We start from the raw sequence: 21,000 nt of genomic DNA, 5'->3' as shown, positions 1-21,000 counted from the left end.
CCGCCCTTCCAGGTCAGGAGGAGTAGACCTGGAACTCCGACACCTGGCCGGCCGGCCAGCCGTCGTTGCCGGTGAAGTTGAGCCGCAGGAAGCGCTGGCTCGTCTGCGGAACGGAGATCGTCACCGTGTTGCCGGTGTTGGGGTCGAACCGGTAGCCGGCGGAGCCGACGAGGGTGCTGAACGAGCCGCCGTCGTTGGAACCGAGCACGGACAGGGTCTGCGTGCGGGCGCCCCACGCGGAGGACGGCGGCAGGGTGAGCACGATCCGCCGCACGGACGTCGACGACCCGAGGTCCACCTGCAACCACTGCGGGAACGCGTTGTTGGCGCTTTCCCAGTAGCTGCCGGTGTTGTTGTCGTTGGCGTTTCCCGGCCCGTAGACCTGGGTGTAGCTGCTGGCGCTCATCGCCTTGCCCAGCGCCAGGTTCCCGCTCGGCGGCGCGGTGGTCGTGGTGGTGGTTGTCGTCGTGGTGGTCGTGGTCGGCGGCGGGTTGCCGCCGCCCGGGTAGGTGTAGACCGGCGGCGGCCAGCCGCCGCAGTACGGCGTCGACGGGTACCAGCCGGCATTGCCGCCGTTGTCGGTGATGGTGAAGCCGTTGCCGAGGCAGCTGTAGATCGGGTTGGGCGCGCCGACGTGCGCGGCGGTGACGTTGGCGAAGCTCGCCGAGCCGCCGGCCTGGAGTTGCAGCACGAACGTGCCGGTGCCGTCGATGGTGTCGTTGCTGAAGTGCACGTTGCTCACCGTCGAGCCCTCGACGGTCTGGATCGCCTCGTACGAGCTGTCCAGGAGGTTGGAGTCGGTGACGTTGACCGTGCCGTCGAGGGCGCCCTGCTGGGCGTCGAACCAGATCGCGCCGACGCCGAACTGCCAGTTGGGATCGAGCACGCCGGCGCGCAGGGTTGTGTTGCGCGCCAACGTGGTCGTGCCGGAGACGTGCACGGCGTTGAACCGGTTGGCGACGTGGATGCCGCCGCCCTGGGTCTGCGTGTCGGTCACGACGTTGTCGGTGACGCTGTTGTCGTGGCCGCCGTAGATGGCGATGTTGTTGGCCAGCATGGGCAACTCGACCGTGTTGAACGAGAAGGTGTTGTCGTGGTCGGCGTTGATCTCCGACCACATGGCCAGCCCGTCGTCGCCGAGGTTGCGCAGGAAGTTGTTGGTGACGGTGACGTGGCTGATGCCGTCGTGCAGGTTCAGCCCGTCCGCGGTGGTGTCGAGGATCCGGTTGTTCGAGACGGTGAGGCCGTCGAACGGGCCGTCCAGCCAGAGGCCGACCTTCACGTGCTGGATCCACAGGTCGGAGACCACCGAGCCGCCGCCGAGCGCGCCGCCGATGCCGTTGACCTGGTCGCAGTCGTTGCGCTCGGTCACCTCGCCCATGATCGCGAAGTCGTAGAGCTTGACGTTGCTGCTGACGCCGGAATTGCCGCCCTGGCCGCAACTGTTGGGCTCGCCGAGGCCGAAGACGCCGACCCGGTTGCCGTGCAGCACGCTGTACCACGGCCCCGCGCCCTGCATCGTCACGTTGTTGACGGTCAGGTGCTGGTTGACGGTGTAGGTGCCTTGCGGCACATAGAGGACCTTGCCCTGGGACTGTGCCGCCGCGATCGCGTTGACGAACGCGCCGCCGGAGTCGGCGGCTCCGCTCGGGTCGGCGCCGTACGAGGTGACCGACAGCGAGTTGGCCGGCTGCCCGATGGGCGCGCCTACGTTCTCGAAGTCGGCGGTGTCCAGGGTGACCGCCACCGAGGCGGCGTCGAGTTGGAACTTCACCTTGGCGCCGGCGGGAAGCGTGCTGCCGAACATCGTGCGCACGTCGTCGTACAGGTGGTGCTGGTTGCCGGCGCCGGGGTCGTTGGTGAAGGGATAGCCGCCGTAGTACCAGCTGTACTTGTTGGTCAGCGTCAGGTCGCGGTCCTTGGACCCGTTGACGTAGACCTCGATCGGCGTCGTGTAGGCCGCGCCGCCCGCCGCGTCGGGCACGGAGTAGTGCAGGGTCACCGCGTTCGCGGCCGTGGTGAGGGTGAACTCGACGTACTTGCCGTTGCCGGACAGGGTCACCGCCTTGCGGCCGGACGCCTCGCCGGCCAGGGTGCCGGCGGTGCGGGAGGGGCCGATCACGGTGCCGTTGGTGCCGGCCGCCTCGGCCTCGTACTCGGTGAACGGGACGGTCGCACCCCGACCGCCGGTGGCCGCCGCCGCGGACGGCGTGCCGTGCGGGGCGGCGAGGGCGAGTCCGACGAGCGTCGCGACGCTCAGGCCCGCCGCGGCTAGTCGCAGGGATGAGGAACGCAGGGATAGCGCAGACATCGTCGTCTCCACTTCGGCTCAGGATGCCGGTGTGACGGCCACCCTAGAAAGACGGGACGACTGACTGCAATATCTGTATCAGAAAGTTGAAAACTTTCTATCGATCAACGCAAGTATACAACTCTTGCGCAAACGTGCACCACCGGGCGGCCACCCGGCCGCCACCCCCACGCTCCACCCCCGCAACAACCAACGCAACCCCGCAAACCCCCGCGAGTCGCGCTCACAGACACACCGAAATACGGTTTCAGGCAGAAACAAGCCTCAGGTCTCAGATCTGCACGAAACCGACATTCGGTACGTCGCTGAGCGGGACGCGCGGGGGTGTGCTCGAGGCCTGCATTCGGTGTGCTCGAGAGCGCGACTCGCGGGGGTCAGGCGGACCAGGTGGGGTGGCGTTTCTCCAGGAAGGCGGCCATGCCTTCGCGGGCGTCGGGGAGCTGGGAGGCGGCGGCCATGACCTCCAGGGCCAAGGTGTAGGCGTCGGCCTCCGGGCGGTCCAACTGCGCGTACAAGGTGCGCTTGCCCAGCGCCTTACTGGCCCGGCTGCCCCGCGTCGCACGGGCCAGCAGCTCGTCGACGGCGGCGTCCAGCTCGGCGTCCGGCACGACCCGGTTCACCAACCCCCACTCCAACGCCGTCTGCGCCGGGATCGGATCACCGGTGAGCGCCATCTCCATCAGCCGCTTACGCCCGATCGCCCTCGCCACCGGCACGGACGGCGTGTGGCAGAACCAGCCCCCGTGCCCACCGGGCAGTGCGAACGCCGCCGACGACGCCGCTACGGCCAGGTCGCAGGACGCCACGAGCTGACAGCCGGCGGCAGTAGCCAGGCCATGCACGCGAGCGACGACGACCTGCGGCGCCGACTGCAAGGCCTGCATCAGCGCCGTGCAGGTGGTCAGCAGCTCACGGACGCCGAGCAGGTCGCGGGAGGCGACGTCGCCGAAGTCGTGGCCGGCGGAGAAGACCGGCCCGGCGGCGGCCAGGACGAGACCGGTGGCGTCGGTCGCGGCCACCGTCCGGACGGCGTCGAGCAGCTCGCCCAGATGGTCGGCGGACAGCGAATTGCGCCGCGACGGGCGGTTCATGGTGATCCGTGCCGTCGCCCCGGCACGGTCGAGCAGGATGTGCTGGTAGGTGGCCATGCTCCCCACGCTGCCACACCCGACAAGCATTCACAGCGTGTCACCCGCCGAATGCGCTGCGCATTCCGGCGAAATCACACAAGCACCATTGGTAGGTGAATTCCGGAGTTCGTTCGGACGATTGCCGCCACATCAGGGCGTGACCGCGACGGTCGTCACCCTCCGTCGACATGTTGGACCGAGCACCAAAGCCGGTACGTCCGTATGCCGTAGCCTCGCTTAGGCCGGACAGGGTAGCTCGGCGGCCACCTCACCGCCATTTCAATCACAATCGCGCCACGGACGGGCGATGAATCTGGCGCCACTCGGCCATAGGTAAGAGAGTCTGCTGAACTCACGGGAACTGGTGAGTTCCCAACGGTGCAATTGGTTGTGCGGTCGCCGAAGGCAGAGGTGAGACGATGACGGCGCCCATGGATGTTCCGGGCGACGCGGTCCAGGCAGAGCCTGAGGCCGTGCTGGCCGGTATGGGCAAGGCGATCGAGGGCCGGTCGCTGCGGCAGATCGCCTGGATGCGGCTGCGGCGGGACCGGGTCGCGATGGTCGGCGGCATCGTCGTGGCGATCCTGGTGGTGACCGCGGCCGTGGCCTTCGTGCTGGACCGGGTGTTCGGCATCATCCCCACCGCCACCTTCAACCAGTCGCTGATCGACCCCGACCTCCAGATCCCCAAGGGCCCGCTCGGTGGCATCAGCGCCGACCACCCGCTGGGCGTCGAGCCGGTCAACGGCCGCGATCTGCTGGCCCGCATCTTCGCCGGCTCCTGGGTGTCGCTGCTGATCGCCTTCCTGTCCACGGTGATGTCGGTGGTCATCGGCACCGTGCTGGGCGTCGTCGCCGGCTTCTTCGGCGGCTGGGTCGACACGCTGATCAGCCGGCTGATGGACGTCTTCCTGGCGTTCCCGCTGCTGCTGTTCGCCCTCGCGCTGGCCGGCGTGGTGCCGGACAACGCCTTCGGCCTCTCGGGCGACGCGCTGCGCATCGCCCTGCTGATCTTCATCATCGGCTTCTTCAACTGGTCGTACATCGGCCGGATCATCCGCGGTCAGACGCTGTCGCTGCGCGAGCGCGAGTTCGTGGACGCCGCGCGCAGCCTCGGCGCCCGGGCGCCGCACATCCTGTTCCGCGAGCTGCTGCCCAACCTGGCCGCGCCGATCCTGGTGTACTCCACGCTGCTGATCCCGACGAACGTGCTGTTCGAGTCGGCGCTGTCCTTCCTCGGGGTCGGCGTGCGACCGCCGACCCCCACCTGGGGCGGCATGCTGTCCGACGCGACGCAGTACTACCAGATCGACCCCGAGTTCATGCTCGTGCCCGGTCTGGCGATCTTCATCACCGTGTTGGCGTTCAACCTGTTCGGTGACGGTCTGCGCGACGCGCTCGACCCACGTGCCCGGTGACGGGCCAAGTTCTGCACCCAGTCTGGAATGCAGGTTCGAGAAGATGAGGGGTTGACCAGATCATGAAGAGAAAGCGGGTCATGGCGGCGGTCGCCGTCGCCTCCGCGCTCGCCGTGGGCCTGACCGCCTGCGGCGGCGGCTCCGGTTCGTCGAGCACCAGCGGCGGCGGTGGCGCGGCGTTCAACGCCGCCATCGGCAAGGTGTTCAACCCCTCTGAGACCAAGGGCGGCACCCTCAGGTTCGCCAACTCGGGCGACTGGGACTCGCTGGACCCGGCCGACATGTACTACGGCTACGAGTGGAACTTCGCCCGCCTGACCGGCCGCGGCCTGGTCATGTTCGCCTCCGCCCCCGGTCAGGAGGGCACCAAGCTGGTGCCGGACCTCGCGCAGTCGCTCGGCCAGTCCAGCGACGGCGGCAAGACCTGGACCTACAAGCTGCGCTCGGGCGTGAAGTTCGAGGACGGCACCAAGGTCACCTCCAAGGACGTCAAGTACGCCGTCGAGCGCTCGCTCGACAAGACCGTCTTCCCCGACGGCCCCACGTACTTCAACGACTTCCTGGACCTCCAGGGCTACACCACGCCCTACAGCGACCCGTCGCCGGACAAGCTGGGCCTCAAGGCCATCGAGACGCCGGACGACTCGACGATCGTCTTCCACCTGAAGACGGCGTTCTCCGGCTTCGACTACTTCGCGGCGCTGCCCTCGACCCAGCCGGTCCCGGTGGCCGCGGACAAGGGCGCCGACTACAAGAAGCACGTCGTGTCCACCGGTCCGTACAAGTTCTCCGAGAACAACCTCAGCAAGAACTTCACGCTGGTCCGCAACGACCAGTGGGACCAGAGCACGGACCCGAACCGCAAGCCGCTGCCGGACCAGATCACGGTCCAGCTCAACGTCAACGCCGATGACATCGACTCGCGGCTGCAGGCCGGCGACCTCGACATCGACATCGCCGGCACCGGTGTGCAGGCCGCTGCCCAGGGCAAGATCCTGGGCAACCCGGCGCAGAAGCAGAACGCCGACAACCCGGTCAGCGACCGGCTCTGGTACGCCGGCATCAACGGCGACGTCGCGCCGCTGGACAACGTCCACTGCCGCAACGCCATCGAGTACGCCGCGGACAAGACGTCCTACCAGGCCGCGTACGGCGGCCCGACCAGCGGCGGCGACATCGCCACGCACCTGCTGCCGCCGCCCACCCAGGGCTCGGAGAACTTCGACCCGTTCCCGTCGCCCAACCACGCCGGCGACGCCGACAAGGCCAAGCAGGAGCTCCAGGCCTGCGGCCAGCCCAACGGCTTCAGCACCAACATCTCCTACCGGGCCGAGCGTCCGAAGGAGAAGAACGCGGCCGAGGCGCTCCAGCAGTCGCTGGGCAAGGTCGGCATCAAGCTGACCATCAAGCCGTACCCGACCAGCGACTACTTCAAGCTGTACGCGGGCAAGCCGGACTACGCCAAGGCCAACGGCCTGGGCATCATGCTCACCGGCTGGCAGGGCGACTGGACGGACGGCTTCGGCTTCCTCAAGCAGATCGTCGACAGCCGCGTCATCCACGCCTCCGGCGGCAACACCAACCTGACGGTCAAGGACCCGGCCGTCGACGCGCTGGTGGACAAGGCGACCACGACGTCCGACACCGACGCCCGCAACAAGGCGTGGGTGGACGTGGACAAGAAGGTCATGTCCGACGCGTACATCCTGCCGGGCATCTTCGCCAAGGGTCTGCTGTACCGCCCGGCGAACCTGACCAACGTGTTCGTCAACGACGCGTTCGGCATGTACGACTACCTCGCGCTCGGCGTGAAGAAGTAGCCGGAAGGTAGGTGAAGGCGTAGGGCGCCCGGCCGCCGTCGCGAGACGGCGGCCGGGCGGCCGTCAGCCGTACCGGTGTTCGCATATCTGATTCGTCGCCTGATCGGCGCCGTCGTGATGCTGTTCATCGTCAGCATCGCGGTGTTCCTGATCTTCTTCCTGCTGCCCCGCATCGGCGGCGCGACCGCGGACGACCTCGCGTCCCGCTACGTCGGCAAGTCCGCGGACGTGGCGCAGATCCACGCGCTGGCGGTCAAGCTCGGCTTCACCGACCCGCTCTACGTCCAGTACGGACGGTTCCTGTCGGGCATCTTCGTCGGCGCGGACTACAACACCGGTCCGACCACGGTGCACTGCCCGGCGCCCTGCCTGGGCTACTCGTTCCTCCAGCAGCAGCCGGTGCTGCCGGACCTGATCGACCGCTTCCCGGTGACGCTGTCGCTGGCCGTCGGCGGCGCGATCGTCTGGCTGGCCTTCGGCGTCTCCGCCGGCGTGGTCTCCGCGCTGCGCAAGGGCAGCGTCTTCGACCGGACCGCGATGGGCATCGCGCTGGCCGGCGTCTCGCTGCCGATCTTCTTCACCGGTCTGCTGGCGCTGAACATCTTCAGCTACACGCTGGGCTGGTTCCCGTCCGGCAGCAGCTACACGCCGTTCACCCAGAACCCGGCGCTGTGGGCCTACGACCTGGTGCTGCCCTGGCTGACGCTGGCGTTCCTCAACGCCGCGGCCTACGCCCGGCTGACCCGGGCCGGCATGCTGGAGACGATGGGCGAGGACTTCATCCGCACCGCGCGGGCCAAGGGCCTGCCGGAGCGGACCGTCGTGGTCCGGCACGGCCTGCGCGCCGCGCTGACCCCGATCACCACCATCTTCGGCCTGGACATCGGCATCCTGCTGGGCAGCTCGATCCTGACCGAGAAAACCTACTCGCTCAACGGCCTCGGCGCGTACGCGTTGCAGGCGATCACCCAGAACGACCTGCCGAAGGTGCTCGGCGTGACCATTCTCGCCGCCACCTTCGTCATCATTGCCAACCTGGTCGTGGACATTCTGTACGTGGTCATCGACCCGAGGGTGCGTATCTAGTGACCGAGCATTGGGATCCGCCGCAGCAGCGCAGCTTCCTGGAGGTCAACGACCTCCGGGTGCACTTCCCCACCGACGACGGCCTGGTCAAGTCGGTGGACGGGCTGTCGTTCAAGCTGGAGCGCGGCAAGACGCTGGGCATCGTCGGCGAGTCCGGCTCCGGCAAGAGCGTGAGCAGCATGGCCCTGATGGGCCTGCAGCGCTACGCCAAGGCCAAGATGTCCGGCGAGATCTGGCTGGACGGCGAGGAGCTGCTGTCGGCCGACGACGAGCACGTGCGCTCGCTGCGCGGCAAGAAGATGGCGATGATCTTCCAGGACCCGCTGTCGGCGATGCACCCGTTCTACACGGTCGGGCAGCAGATCATCGAGGCGTACCGGATCCACCACAAGGTGACCAAGGCGGTGGCCCGCAAGCACGCCATCGAGATGCTGGACCGGGTCGGCATCCCGCAGCCGAACTCGCGGGTGGACGACTACCCGCACCAGTTCTCCGGCGGCATGCGGCAGCGCGCGATGATCGCCATGGCGCTGTGCTGCGACCCGGAGCTCTTGATCGCCGACGAGCCGACCACCGCGCTGGACGTCACGGTGCAGGCCCAGATCCTGGATCTGATCAAGGACCTCCAGCAGGAGTTCGGCTCCGCGGTCATCATCATCACGCACGACCTGGGCGTGGTCGCCGAGCTGGCCGACGACATCATGGTGATGTACGCCGGGCGCTCGGTGGAGCAGGGCAGCGCGCGCGAGGTGTTCCACGGGCCGCAGCATCCGTACACCTGGGGCCTGCTCGGCTCGATGCCGCGGCTGGACCGGGACCGCTCCGAGCGGCTGCTGCCGATCAAGGGCACCCCGCCCAGCCTGATCAACGTGCCCAGCGGGTGCGCGTTCCACCCGCGGTGCGCGTACAAGGACCTGCCCGGCGACGCCACCACGTCGGTGGTACCCGAACTGGTGGACATCGGTGGCGGCCACAAGGTGGCCTGTCACATGAGCGTCGACCAGCGGCTCCGGATCTGGACCAACGAGATCCAGCCGAAACTCTAGGAAGATGGAGACCACTGTGGACAGTCTGTTGACGGTTTCGGGACTGCGCAAGCACTTCCCGATCCGCCGGGGACTGCTGCGCCGGCAGGTCGGCGCGGTCAAGGCCGTCGACGGGCTCGACTTCTCGGTGCGGACCGGCGAGACGCTGTCCCTGGTCGGCGAGTCCGGCTGTGGCAAGACCACCACCGGCCGGCTGCTCACCCGGCTGCTCGAGCCGACCGAGGGCAAGATCGTCTTCGAGGGACGGGACATCACGCACCTGTCCAACTCGGCGATGCGGCCGTTGCGCCGCGACGTGCAGATGATCTTCCAGGACCCGTACTCGTCGCTGAACCCCCGGCACAACGTGGGCACCATCATCGGCGCCCCGTTCAAGCTCCAGAAGGTGGCCACCCCGCAGGGCGTCAAGAAGGCCGTGCAGGAGCTGCTGGAGCTGGTCGGACTCAACCCGGAGCACTACAACCGGTACCCGCACGAGTTCTCCGGCGGCCAGCGCCAGCGCATCGGCATCGCCCGCACGCTCGCGCTCAAGCCAAAGCTGATCGTGGCCGACGAGCCGGTGTCCGCGCTGGACGTGTCCATCCAGGCGCAGGTGATCAACCTGCTGGAGGACCTCCAGAGCGAGCTCGACCTGACGTACGTGATGATCGCGCACGACCTGTCGGTGGTGCGGCACGTGTCCGACCGGGTCGCGGTGATGTACCTCGGCAAGATCATGGAGGTCGCCGACCGCAACGCCCTGTACGAGCGGCCGATGCACCCGTACACGGTGGCGCTGCTGTCGGCGGTGCCGGTGCCGGACCCGGACAACAAGGGCAAGCGGGAGCGCATCCGGCTGTTCGGCGACGTGCCCAGCCCGATCAACCCGCCGCCGGCCTGCCGGTTCCACACCCGGTGCTGGAAGGCCCAGGACAAGTGCAAGACCGTGGAGCCACCCCTGGTGGAGCTGGCCCCCGGCCAGCAGGTCGCCTGCCACTTCCCGGAGAACGCCCCGGCGGCGACCCCGGACAAGGCCACCGCCACCGCCGAGTAACCCCCCCCAGCCAAACCCCCGCGAGTCGCGCTCACAGACACACCGAATGTAGGTCTGGGGCAGAAACGAGCCTCAAGGCTCAGATCTGCCTGGTTCTTACATTCGGTCTGTCCCAGAGCGCGACTCGCGGGGGTTTTGGCGTGTCGGGGTATGTGAGGACGGGCGGGGGTTGCCCGTTCGGACGGTGGTCGGTCAGGTTCGGCACGGTTGAGCCGAGCGCATCAGGACCACGCTGACCTGCACATATGGTGTCGCCTACAGCCAAGAACCCGTCCACGTGTGACCGCGAGCACATCGTTAGCAACTTGATTGTGCACGATGTAATCGCATACGGTTCTTCCTGTCAGCGAGACCACCGAAGGAGCACCCGAGATGCGTATCAAGGCCACCATCGCCCGCACCCTGGCCGTCGGCGTCGCCCTCGCCGCCACCGCGGCGCTGTCCCTCGCCCCGTCGTCCTCGGCCACCACCGGCACGGCGGCCGCGCCGGACACCAAGGGCCCCAAGCCCACCGTGATCCTGGTGCACGGCGCGTTCGCGGACGCCTCCAGCTGGAACGGGGAGATCGGCGAGCTCCTACGCGACGGCTACAAGGTCATCGCCCCGGCCAACCCGCTGCGCGGCGTCGCCTCCGACGCGGCGTACCTCAAGTCGCTGATCGAGAGCGTCCAGGGCCCGGTCGTGCTGGTCGGCCACTCCTACGGCGGCCAGGTCATCAGCAACGCCGCCCTCGGCGAGAAGAACGTGAAGGCGCTGGTCTACATCGCCGCCTTCATCCCCGAGAAGGGCGAGTCCGCCGGTCAGCTGGCCGGCAAGTTCCCGGGCAGCACCCTCGGCGCCACGCTCCAGCAGGTGTCGACGCCCGACGGCGTGACCGACCTGTACGTGAAGCAGGACCTCTTCCCCCAGCAGTTCGCCGCCGACGTGCCGCTGTCGCAGGCCAAGCTGATGGCCGCCACCCAGCGCCCGATCGCCGCCACCGCGCTGGACGAGCCCTCGGGCGAGCCCGCCTGGCACACCATCCCGTCCTGGTCGCTGATCCCGACCGGTGACAAGAACATCCCGGCCAAGGCCCAGGAGTTCATGTCGCAGCGCGCCCACGCGCACACCGTCGAGATCAAGGGCGCCTCGCACGCCGTGCTGGTCTCCCAGCCGCACGCCGTCACCAAGCTCATCGAGTCCGCCGCGCGCTGACCACCGACGCGAAAAGCCCCGGAAGGCAACGCCTTCCGGGGCTTTTCGCACGTTCAGAGACCCTGCGCCTCGCGGATGACGTTCACGATCTCGTCCATGATCTGGGTCAGCTCGTAGTCCTTGGGCGTGAAGACCCGGGCCACGCCCCGCTCGGCCAGCGCGGCGGCGTCGTCCGGCGGGATGATGCCGCCGACGATCACCGGCACGTCGCCGGCCCCGGCCACCCGCAGGCCCTCCACGACCGCCGGCACGACCTCCAGGTGCGAGCCGGACAGCACGGACAGGCCCACGATGTGCACGTCCTCCTGCACCGCGGCGGCCACGATCTGCGCCGGCGTCAGCCGGATCCCCTGGTAGATCACCTCGAAGCCGACGTCCCGGGCGCGCACCGCGATCTGCTCGGCGCCGTTGGAATGGCCGTCCAGACCGGGCTTGCCGACCAGGATCCGCAGCCGCTCGCCGAGCTGCTTTCCGGTCTCCTGCACACGTTCCCGCACCGCGGCGATCGCCGAGCCGGCCTCGCCGACCGCCGCCGCGGCGGAAACCCCGGTCGGGGCACGGTATTCGCCGAACGCCTCGCGCAGCGCGGCCGCCCACTCGCCGGTCGTCACGCCGGCGCGGGCGCACGCCAGGCTGGCCTCCATCAGGTTCTCGTCGGTCTTCGCGGCGTCCCGCAGCGCCACCAGCGCCGCCTCGGCCGCCGCGGAATCCCGCGACGCGCGCCACCGCTGCAACGCCTCGATCGCCTGCTTCTCCACCGCCGGGTCGATCGTCTCGATCGCCTTGGCCCCCTCGGCCTGCAACGGCGACGGCTCGCTGGTGTCGAACTTGTTCACGCCGACGATGACGTCCTCGCCGGCCTCCAGCCGCCGCCGGCGCTCGGCCAGCGAGCTCACCAGCGCCGACTTCATGTACCCGCTCTCCACGGCCGCGACCGCGCCGCCCATCGCCTGCACCCGGTCGATCTCCTCGCGGGCGCCGGCCAGCAGCTCGTCCACCTTGGCCTGCACCACGTGCGAGCCGTCGAAGATGTCCTCGTACTCCAGCAGATCCGTCTCGTACGCCAGCACCTGCTGCATGCGCAGCGCCCACTGCTGGTCCCACGGCCGGGGCAGACCCAGGGCCTCGTTCCACGCCGGCAGCTGGATCGCCCGCGCGCGGGCGTCACGGGACAGCGACACCGCCAGCATCTCCAGCACGATGCGCTGCACGTTGTTCTCCGGCTGCGCCTCGGTCAGCCCCAGCGAGTTGACCTGCACGCCGTAGCGGAAGCGGCGCTGCTTGGGGTCGGCGATGCCGTAGCGGTCGCGAGTGATCTCGTCCCACAGCTGCGCGAAGGCCCGCATCTTGCACATCTCCTCGACGAAACGCACGCCGGCGTTGACGAAGAAGGAGATGCGGGCGACCACGTCGCCCATCCGCTCGGCCGGCACCTGGCCCGAGTCGCGCACCGCGTCCAGCACCGCGATCGCCGTGCACATCGCGTACGCGATCTCCTGCACCGGCGTCGCGCCGGCCTCCTGGAGGTGGTACGAGCAGACGTTGATCGGGTTCCACTTCGGCACGTTGGCGACGGTCCAGGCGACCATGTCGGTGATCAGCCGCAGGCTGGGTCCCGGCGGGAACACGTACGTGCCGCGGGACAGGTACTCCTTGATGATGTCGTTCTGGGTGGTGCCGGCCAGCTTGGCGATGTCGGCGCCGTGCTCCTGGGCCGTGCTCACGTACAGCGCGAGCAGCCACATCGCGGTGGCGTTGATGGTCATCGAGGTGTTGGCGTCGGCCAGCTCGATCTGGTCGAACAGCTGCCGCATGTCGCCGATGTGCGCGATCGGCACGCCCACCTTGCCGACCTCGCCCTTGGCCAGCTCATGGTCGGAGTCGTAGCCGGTCTGGGTGGGCAGGTCGAAGGCCACCGACAGGCCCGTCTGCCCCTTGGCCAGGTTGCGGCGGTACAGCGCGTTGGACGCGGCCGCCGACGAGTGCCCGGCATACGTGCGCATCACCCACGGGCGATCGCGGTCGCGGTCGGTCGGGTACGGCACAGCCCACCTCCGGTCACGGCGTCGTGTCCAGTCAGGGTACTGGCGGGTAACTTGTCCTACCCGGTGGAGTTCCTCACACGATCGGTTTAGAAGGGTCACGGCGATCCGTGCAACCCGCACAAGTCACGTTCCGGCCGACAACCGGGGCGAAAACGCCGGCGTCTCCCCCGACGTAATGATCAACGATCCGAGGGGGATCACCATGGCACTCCGCACCGCCGCCGCGCTCGCGGCCGCGTTCACCCTGCTCAGCGCCCCCGTCGCGCTGGCGTCGACGACCACGGCCACCGGCCAGCCGACCTGGGACCAGCTGTACGCCCAGCAGACGCTCAACCGGGAGCACACCGCGAAGGTCTTCCCGAAGCTGGACCCGAACGCCCGGGACGTCGACCTGTCCGACTTCGGCAACGACCGGGTCAGCCAGTTCGGCGGGCAGAGCTACCTCGGCGGCCAGGTCTGGTTCACCGACACCAACGGCGGCGAGAACGTGTACCTCCAGGTCTCCGGCCCGACCACCGTCGACGCGCTGGAGAAGGGCTGCGCCAAGGCCACCCGCTGCTCCCTGGTGCACGAGAAGAACGGCTCGCACACCTACGTCCTGGAGGACGACGAGCAGACCCCGGGCGGCGTCGCCACCACCAGGTTCGCCGAGAACCTGCGGGCCGACGGCACCCTGGTGCTGGCGCAGGACCACAACTACCTGCCCCAGCGCGACGGCGGCGAGCCGGACGGCGCGATCCGCGGCACCTTCCCGCTGACCGTCGACCAGCTGCTGACCCTGGTGCGCGACAAGGCGTACCAGATCTGACGGCGCGGCCGCGCCGCCGGGACTCAGTGCTCCGGCGGCGCGGTCACCCGCTGGATGTTGGCGCCCAGGCGCTGGAGGTTCTCCACGAACTGCGGGTAGCCCCGGTCGATGTGGAACACGTCCCAGACGTCGGTGACGCCCTCCGCGCACAGGCCGCCCAGCACGAGGCCCACGCCGGCGCGGATGTCGGAGGCCCATACCGGCGCGCCGGACAGCCGCTCCAGGCCGCGCACGACGGCGTGGTGGCCGTCGGTACGGGCGTCCGCGCCCATCCGGATCATCTCCTCGATGAACCGGAAGCGGGACTCGAACAGGTTCTCCGTGATCATCGACGTGCCGTCGGCGACGGCGGCCATGGCGATCGCGAACGGCTGGAGGTCGGTGGCGAAGCCGGGGTAGGGCAGCGTGACGAAGTCCACCGCCTTGGGCCGCTGGCTCATCACCACGCGGAAGCCGTTGTCGACCAGCGACACGTCCGCGCCGGCCATCCGCAGCTTCTCCAGCACGAGGTCCAGGTGATGCGGGTCGACGCCGCGCACGGTGATGTCGCCGCGGGTCACCGCGGCGGCGAAGCCCCAGGTCGCGCCGACGATCCGGTCGCCGATCACGCGGTGCTGGGTCGGCTCCAGCTTGTCCACGCCGTGCACGGTGAGCGTGGAGGTGCCGGCGCCCTCGATCTTGGCGCCCATCTGCACCAGCATCGTGCAGAGGTCGCTCATCTCCGGCTCGCGGGCGGCGTTGTCGATCACCGTCGTGCCGTTGGCCAGCACCGCGGCCATCAGGATGTTCTCGGTGGCCGCCGCGCTCGGGAAGACCAGCCAGATCTGCGCGCCACGCAGGTCCTCGGCCTCGGCCACCACACAGCCGTGCTCGATCGTGCTGGACGCGCCGAGCTGGCGCAGGCCGCTCTGGTGCATGTCCAGCGGGCGCTGGCCGATCGCGTCGCCGCCCGGCAGCGCGACCACCGCGCGCTTGCAGCGGCCCACCAGCGGGCCCAGCACACACACCGAGGCCCGCAGCTTGCCCACCGACGGCGAGGTCGCCTCGTGGTTCAGCTCGGCCGGCGTGGTGATCGTGACCGTGCCGCCGTACACCACGACGTCGCAGCCCAGGTCCCGCAGCACGTCCGCCATCAGCGGCACGTCCAGGATCTCCGGGCAGTTGGTGAGCGTGGTCGTGCCCTCGGCCAGCAGGGCCGCCGCCATCAGCTTGAGCACGCTGTTCTTGGCGCCGACGACGTCCACCTCGCCGACCAGCCGTGCCCCGCCCTCGACCCTGAAGTGCTCGCTCAACCTGTATCTCCTAGCGTCTTCGACCCGGCGGGGCCGCCGACCATCGTACGGAAACGCGAAAAGCTCTAGGGTCCGGGTATGTCCGTGCACCTGACCCGCATCTACACCCGCGTCGGCGACGACGGCACCACCGCGCTCGGCGACGGCAGCCGCGTGCCCAAGACCTCGCCCCGGCTCACCGCCTACGCCGACGTGGACGAGACCAACGCCTGCATCGGCGTGGCCATCGCACTCGGTCAGTTGCCGGAGGAGCTCGTCGGGTTGCTCCGCAAGATCCAGAACGATCTGTTCGACGTCGGCGCGGACCTCTGCGCGCCCGTCGTGCCGGATCCCAAGTACCCGCCGCTGCGCGTCACCCAGCCGTACATCGATCGGCTGGAGGGGTGGTGCGACCAGTACAACGCGAACCTGGAGAAACTGAGCTCGTTCATCCTCAACGGCGGCACTCCCGGCGCCGCGCTGCTGCACCAGGCCCGCACCGTCGCCCGGCGGGCCGAGCGGGGCACCTGGGCCCTGATCGAGGCCGAGCCGGACCGCACCAACGTGCTGGCCGCCAAGTACCTCAACCGGCTGTCGGACCTGCTGTTCATCCTCGCCCGCACCGCCAACCCCGACGGCGACGTCCTCTGGCAGCCCGGCGGCAACGCCTGAACCCGGCGAGTCGCGCTCTGGAGCACACCGAATGTAGGTCTCAGGCATGTGCCCGAGACCTACATTCGATGTGTCTGAGAGCGCGACTCGCGGGGGTTGTCAGCTGGCCCAGGGGATGGCGCTGCCGGGTGGGCTCGACTCCAGCCAGGACAGGAAGCCGGTCATGGCGTCGACGCCCATGGCGATCTCGACGGTGCCGTCCGGTCCGTGGCAGCTGATCACCATGGAGCCCAGGGGCATCGAGTACGTCTCCGGGCCGGTGGGCTCGCGGCGGGCGTCGATCTCCAGGCCGTCACGGCGGATCACCTTGTCCGGGCCGGTGCGCACGGACAGCACCCGGTACCAGACGAACTCGTCACCGCGATAGCGGCCGACGCCGAGCTGCCAGCCCCGACCGCTGTCGTCCTTGCGGCCCCGCAGGGCCACGTGCACACCGCCGGCGCGCAGCAACCTCAGCCGGCGCCAGGCCAGCAGGCCCAGCCCCCCGGCCGTGGCGACCAGGACCACTGCCACGATCCAAGTCATGTCCACGGCCCCGCCCGTCAGCCCGGCTCAGACCGTCTGGCCCGCGGCGCGCAGCTGGCCCGCTGCTCTGGTCCGCTCCGATTCGTCGTCGCTGTCCAGGCCCGCGCGGGCCGCGTCGACGTCGATCTCGTCGGCGAGCTCCGCGGACTCGGCGAGGATGCTCACCCCGCGCTCGCTGATCGAGATGAAGCCGCCGTGCACGGCGGCGCGTACCGTCTCGCCGTCCGTGGTGCGGATCTCCACGGCGTGGCCGTCGACCAGCTGGCCGAGCAGCGGGATGTGGCGAGGCAGGATGCCGATCTCGCCCTCGATCGTCCGCGCCAGCACCATCGTGGCCTGGCCCGACCACAGACGACGCTCGACGGCGACCAACTCGACGGACATCTCGGCCACGTTCATCTCCTTCGTCGACCTCGAGGACCGATTCTACTGGTTACTGCGTGTGCTTGGGCCGCGCTCTGCCTTTGCCGCGCGTTCCGCGCGGGGCGAGGCCGCTCGGACCCGGTGCCTTCGCTTGCCGGATTTCGAGCGCCGCGTCGGCTCGGCTGGTGCGTGCGTCGGGTGGCGGCGCTCGAAATCCGCCAACCGCTCCAGGCACCGGCGCGGCCTCGCGGTGGGGGTGCCGACCGGAGTCGGCACCCCCACCGCAGAAACTCACTTGCCGGTGAGCTCCTTGTACTTCTTCTCCAGGTCCTCGAGGCCGCCGCACATGAAGAACGCCTGCTCGGGGTAGTGGTCGAACTCGCCCTTGGCGATCTTGTCGAACGCCTCGACGCTCTCCTTGAGCGGCACCGTCGAGCCGGGCTGGCCGGTGAACTGCTCCGCGGAGTACATGTTCTGCGACAGGAAGCGCTCGATGCGCCGGGCCCGCTGCACCGTCACCTTGTCCTCTTCGGACAGTTCGTCGATGCCGAGGATGGCGATGATGTCCTGCAGGTCCTTGTACTTCTGGAGCAGCCGGACGACCTCGCGGGCGACCCGGTAGTGCTCCTCGCCGACGATCGCCGGGTTGAGGATGGTCGAGGTCGACACCAGCGGGTCCACCGCCGGGAAGATGCCCTTGGAGAACACCGTCCGGGAGAGCTCGGTGGTGGCGTCCAGGTGGGCGAACGTGGTCGCCGGCGCCGGGTCGGTGTAGTCGTCGGCGGGCACGTAGATCGCCTGCATGGACGTGATCGACCGGCCACGGGTCGAGGTGATGCGCTCCTGGAGCTCACCCATCTCGTCGGCCAGCGTCGGCTGGTAACCCACGGCCGACGGCATGCGGCCGAGCAGCGTCGACACCTCGGAACCGGCCTGGGTGAACCGGAAGATGTTGTCGATGAACAGCAGCACGTCCTGGTTCTGCACATCGCGGAAGTACTCCGCCATGGTCAGCGCGGACAGGGCGACGCGAAGACGGGTGCCCGGCGGCTCGTCCATCTGGCCGAAGACCAGGGCGGTGTCGTTGATGACGCCGTCCTCGGTCATCTCCAGGATGAGGTCGTTGCCCTCACGGGTGCGCTCGCCGACGCCGGCGAACACCGAGGTGCCACCGAAGTTCCGGGCGACACGGATGATCATCTCCTTGATGAGCACCGTCTTGCCCACGCCCGCGCCGCCGAACAGGCCGATCTTGCCGCCCTGCACGTACGGGGTGAGCAGGTCGATCACCTTGAGGCCGGTCTCCAGCATCTCGGTGCGGCCCTCGAGGGCGTCGAACGCCGGCGCCTTGCGGTGGATGCCCCAGTGCTCGGCGTCCGCGGCGTGGCCCGGCTCGTCCAGGCACTCGCCCAGCGCGTTGAACACGTGGCCCTTGACGATGTCGCCGACCGGCACCGAGATCGGCTTGCCGGTGTCGGTCACGGCGTGGCCGCGGACCAGACCGTCGGTGGGCTGCATCGAGATGGTGCGGACCAGGTTGTCACCCAGGTGCTGGGCGACCTCCAGCGTCAGCAGACGGTTGATGCCGGCCGTGTCGACCTGCACGTTGAGGGCGTTGAACAGCTCGGGCACCGCGCCACGCGGGAACTCGACGTCGACGACGGCGCCGAGGACGCGAGCGATGCGGCCGGTGGAGCTGGCGGTTGCGGTAGTCATCTCACTCATCACTTCCTGCGGCTGCGAGGGCGTTGGCGCCACCGACGATCTCGCTGATCTCCTGGGTGATCTGGGCCTGGCGGGCCGCGTTGGCCTGGCGGCTGTAGTCGCGGAGCAGGTCGTTCGCGTTGTCCGTGGCCGCCTTCATCGCCCGCTGGCGCGAGGCCAGCTCGGACGCCGCCGCCTCCAACAGCGCCGAGAACAGGCGCGTGTTGATGTACTTGGGCAGCAGCGCGCCGAGCAGCTGCTCGGCCTCCGGCTCGAACTCGTACGAGGTGCGGGCCGCGGTCGGCTCCTCCTCGTACTCGACCTCGAGCGGCGCGACCTGCTTGGCCACCGGGCTCTGGGTCAGCATGGACTTGAACTCGGTGTACACCACGTGCACCTCGTCCACGCCCTCCTCGGACATGAACGACTCGACCAGCGCGCTGCCGGCCTCGGCGGCGGTGGCGTAGTCGGGCTGGTCGGACACGCCGAACCAGGACCCGGCCAGCTCCCGGTTGCGGAAGCTGTAGTACGTCATGCCCTTGCGGCCGATCACGTACAGCACCGGGGTCTTGCCCTGCTCGCGCAGCAGCGACTGGAGCTCCTCGGCACGCTTGAGCACCGACGAGTTGTAGGCGCCGCACATGCCCTTGTCACTGGTGACGACGAGCACCGCGGCCCGCTTCGGCTCCGGCCGGGCCACCAGCAGCGGGTGGTCCAGCGTGGAGACGGTGGCGAGCTCGGTCAGCGCCCGGGTGATCTCCTCGGCGTACGGCCGGGACGCGGCCATCCGCTGCTGCGCCTTGGGCAGGCGCGAGGTGGCGATCAGCTCGTAGGCACGAGTGATCTTCTGGGTGGACTGGACCGCCCTGATCTTCTGCCGGAGAACTCGAAGCTCAGCTGCCATGGGTCGTCATCACTTCTTCGGCGCGGGCCGGTTGACGGTCACGGACTCGTGGCCGACCTCGTCCGCGTCCATCGCGTCCGCCGGGTGCTCGACGACCGAGGAGCCGTCGGAGGCGCGGAAGCCCTTCTTGAACGCGGCGATCGCCTTGACCAGGCGCTCCTCGTTCTCGTCGGACAGGTCGCGGGTGTCGCGGATCTCGGTCAGGATGCCGGCCTCGTTGTGCCGCAGGTGCTCGAGGAACTCGGACTCGAAGCGGCGGATGTCCTCCACCGGCACCGAGTCCAGGTGGCCGCGGGTGCCCAGGAAGATGGACGCGACCTGCTCGTCGACCGGGAACGGGTTGTAGGCGGGCTGCTTGAGCAGCTCGTACAGCCGGGCGCCGCGGGCCAGCTGGGCCTTGGACACGTCGTCCAGGTCGGAGGCGAAGGCGGCGAACGCCTCCAGCTCCCGGTACTGGGACAGGTCCAGACGCAGCGAGCCGGCGACCTTGCGCATGGCCTTGATCTGGGCGGAGCCGCCGACCCGGGACACCGACACACCGACGTTGACCGCCGGGCGCTGGCCCTGGTTGAACAGGTCCGACTCCAGGAAGCACTGGCCGTCGGTGATGGAGATGACGTTGGTCGGGATGTAGGCCGAGATGTCGTTGGCCTTCGTCTCGATGATCGGCAGACCGGTCATCGAGCCCGCGCCCAGGTCGTCGGACAGCTTCGCGCAGCGCTCCAGCAGGCGGGAGTGCAAGTAGAAGACGTCGCCCGGGTACGCCTCGCGGCCCGGCGGGCGGCGCAGCAGCAGCGAGATGGCCCGGTAGGCCTCCGCCTGCTTGGTCAGGTCGTCGAACACGATCAGGACGTGCTTGCCCTGGTACATCCAGTGCTGGCCGATGGCCGAGCCGGTGTACGGGGCCAGCCACTTGAAGCCGGCCGGGTCGGACGCCGGGGCGGCGACGATGGTGGTGTACTCCAGCGCGCCCGCGTCCTCCAGCGCCGTCTTCACGGCGGCGATGGTGGAGCCCTTCTGGCCGACGGCGACGTACACGCAGCGCACCTGCTGCTTGGGGTCGCCCGACTCCCAGGCCTGCTTCTGGTTGATGATCGTGTCGATGCAGACCGTGGTCTTGCCGGTCTTGCGGTCGCCGATGATCAGCTGCCGCTGGCCCCGGCCGATCGGCGTCTGCGAGTCGATCGCCTTGATGCCGGTCTGCAGCGGCTCCTTCACCGGCTGGCGCTGCATCACCGTCGCGGCCTGGAGCTCGAGAACGCGCTCGTCGTCGTTCACGATGTCGCCGAGGCCGTCGATGGGCTGGCCGAGCGGGTTGACCACGCGGCCCAGGAAGCCGTCGCCGACCGGCACCGACAGCACCTTGCCGGTCCGCTTGACCTCCTGGCCCTCCTCGATCGACTCGTAGCCGCCGAGGATGACCGCGCCGATCTCGCGCACGTCCAGGTTGAGCGCGACGCCGAGGATGCCGCCCGGGAACTCCAGCAGCTCGTTGGTCACAGCGGAAGGCAGGCCCTCGACAAAGGCGATGCCATCACCCGTCGCGGTGACGGTGCCGACCTCTTCCCGGTTGACGTCCGGGGAGTAGCTGGAGACGTAGTTCTCGATCGCACTGCGGATCTCGTCCGACGAGATCGTCAGCTCCGCCATGTCGTTCCTGCTCTCACTTC

Annotated in this window: 17 protein-coding genes; 8 read left to right on the top strand and 9 right to left on the bottom strand. The window is 69.0% G+C overall.

Going from position 1 to position 21,000, the window contains the following annotated elements:
• Nucleotides 1-13: 13 nt before the first annotated feature.
• Together BCF44_RS32245 and BCF44_RS32240 are read right to left on the bottom strand one after the other, a co-directional pair.
• Nucleotides 14-2,311, bottom strand: coding sequence for a discoidin domain-containing protein (locus BCF44_RS32245; protein WP_116178476.1), 2,298 nt, complete (start codon nt 2,309-2,311; stop codon nt 14-16).
• A 374-nt stretch (nt 2,312-2,685) separates the two neighbouring features.
• On the bottom strand, nt 2,686-3,459 hold the full coding sequence (locus BCF44_RS32240) for an enoyl-CoA hydratase-related protein (protein WP_116178211.1): 774 nt from the start codon (nt 3,457-3,459) through the stop codon (nt 2,686-2,688).
• Between the two features lie 401 nt (nt 3,460-3,860).
• Between BCF44_RS32240 and BCF44_RS32235 the strand changes: the two genes are divergently transcribed.
• From BCF44_RS32235 to BCF44_RS32210, 6 genes are all read left to right on the top strand, one after another.
• Entirely contained in the window at nt 3,861-4,859 is a 999-nt protein-coding gene (locus BCF44_RS32235) for an ABC transporter permease (protein ID WP_116178210.1), read from the top strand.
• Between the two features lie 62 nt (nt 4,860-4,921).
• Nucleotides 4,922-6,679, top strand: a complete 1,758-nt coding sequence (locus tag BCF44_RS32230) for an ABC transporter substrate-binding protein (RefSeq protein WP_116178209.1) — start codon at nt 4,922-4,924, stop codon at nt 6,677-6,679.
• A gap of 75 nt (nt 6,680-6,754) precedes the next feature.
• Nucleotides 6,755-7,765, top strand: a complete 1,011-nt coding sequence (locus BCF44_RS32225) for an ABC transporter permease (RefSeq protein WP_116178208.1) — start codon at nt 6,755-6,757, stop codon at nt 7,763-7,765.
• Nucleotides 7,765-8,811, top strand: a complete 1,047-nt coding sequence (locus BCF44_RS32220) for an ABC transporter ATP-binding protein (protein ID WP_116178207.1) — start codon at nt 7,765-7,767, stop codon at nt 8,809-8,811. The genes BCF44_RS32225 and BCF44_RS32220 overlap by 1 nt, the downstream gene beginning before the upstream one ends.
• A 4-nt stretch (nt 8,812-8,815) precedes the next feature.
• Complete coding sequence (locus BCF44_RS32215) at nt 8,816-9,844, top strand: ABC transporter ATP-binding protein (protein ID WP_116178206.1); 1,029 nt, start codon at nt 8,816-8,818, stop codon at nt 9,842-9,844.
• Between the two features lie 372 nt (nt 9,845-10,216).
• On the top strand, nt 10,217-11,038 hold the full coding sequence (locus BCF44_RS32210; RefSeq protein WP_116178205.1) for an alpha/beta hydrolase: 822 nt from the start codon (nt 10,217-10,219) through the stop codon (nt 11,036-11,038).
• 53 nt (nt 11,039-11,091) lie between these two features.
• Here BCF44_RS32210 and BCF44_RS32205 read toward each other — a convergent pair whose 3' ends face one another.
• Entirely contained in the window at nt 11,092-13,083 is a 1,992-nt protein-coding gene (locus BCF44_RS32205) for a protein meaA (RefSeq protein ID WP_116178204.1), read from the bottom strand.
• Nucleotides 13,084-13,285: 202 nt separating this feature from the next.
• On the opposite strand from BCF44_RS32205, the gene BCF44_RS32200 reads away from it, so the two are divergent.
• The gene (locus tag BCF44_RS32200) at nt 13,286-13,891 is read left to right on the top strand and encodes a hypothetical protein (protein ID WP_147328712.1); all 606 of its coding nucleotides are present in this window, start codon (nt 13,286-13,288) and stop codon (nt 13,889-13,891) included.
• A 23-nt stretch (nt 13,892-13,914) separates the two neighbouring features.
• Here BCF44_RS32200 and murA read toward each other — a convergent pair whose 3' ends face one another.
• Nucleotides 13,915-15,183, bottom strand: coding sequence for a UDP-N-acetylglucosamine 1-carboxyvinyltransferase (murA, locus tag BCF44_RS32195; RefSeq protein ID WP_116178202.1), 1,269 nt, complete (start codon nt 15,181-15,183; stop codon nt 13,915-13,917).
• A 78-nt stretch (nt 15,184-15,261) separates the two neighbouring features.
• On the opposite strand from murA, the gene BCF44_RS32190 reads away from it, so the two are divergent.
• A complete protein-coding gene (locus tag BCF44_RS32190; RefSeq protein ID WP_116178201.1) occupies nt 15,262-15,834 on the top strand; it encodes a cob(I)yrinic acid a,c-diamide adenosyltransferase in 573 nt (190 codons plus the stop codon).
• A 99-nt stretch (nt 15,835-15,933) separates the two neighbouring features.
• On the opposite strand, the gene BCF44_RS32185 is transcribed toward BCF44_RS32190, so the two are convergent.
• The 5 genes from BCF44_RS32185 to atpA form a co-directional block, all read right to left on the bottom strand.
• Nucleotides 15,934-16,359, bottom strand: coding sequence for a DUF2550 domain-containing protein (locus BCF44_RS32185; protein WP_116178200.1), 426 nt, complete (start codon nt 16,357-16,359; stop codon nt 15,934-15,936).
• A gap of 27 nt (nt 16,360-16,386) precedes the next feature.
• Entirely contained in the window at nt 16,387-16,752 is a 366-nt protein-coding gene (locus BCF44_RS32180) for a F0F1 ATP synthase subunit epsilon (protein ID WP_170217861.1), read from the bottom strand.
• 261 nt (nt 16,753-17,013) lie between these two features.
• The gene (atpD, locus tag BCF44_RS32175; RefSeq protein WP_116178199.1) at nt 17,014-18,438 is read right to left on the bottom strand and encodes a F0F1 ATP synthase subunit beta; all 1,425 of its coding nucleotides are present in this window, start codon (nt 18,436-18,438) and stop codon (nt 17,014-17,016) included.
• Nucleotide 18,439: 1 nt separating this feature from the next.
• Nucleotides 18,440-19,330, bottom strand: a complete 891-nt coding sequence (locus BCF44_RS32170; RefSeq protein ID WP_116178198.1) for a F0F1 ATP synthase subunit gamma — start codon at nt 19,328-19,330, stop codon at nt 18,440-18,442.
• Nucleotides 19,331-19,339: 9 nt separating this feature from the next.
• Nucleotides 19,340-20,980, bottom strand: coding sequence for a F0F1 ATP synthase subunit alpha (atpA, locus tag BCF44_RS32165; RefSeq protein ID WP_116178197.1), 1,641 nt, complete (start codon nt 20,978-20,980; stop codon nt 19,340-19,342).
• Between the last annotated feature and the right edge of the window lie 20 nt (nt 20,981-21,000).

The organism is Kutzneria buriramensis (assembly GCF_003387475.1).
Classification (GTDB): Bacteria; Actinomycetota; Actinomycetes; order Mycobacteriales; family Pseudonocardiaceae; genus Kutzneria; species Kutzneria buriramensis.
The sequence above is the reverse complement of the archived record's forward strand: the minus strand, read 5'-3'. Positions and strand labels throughout refer to the sequence as shown.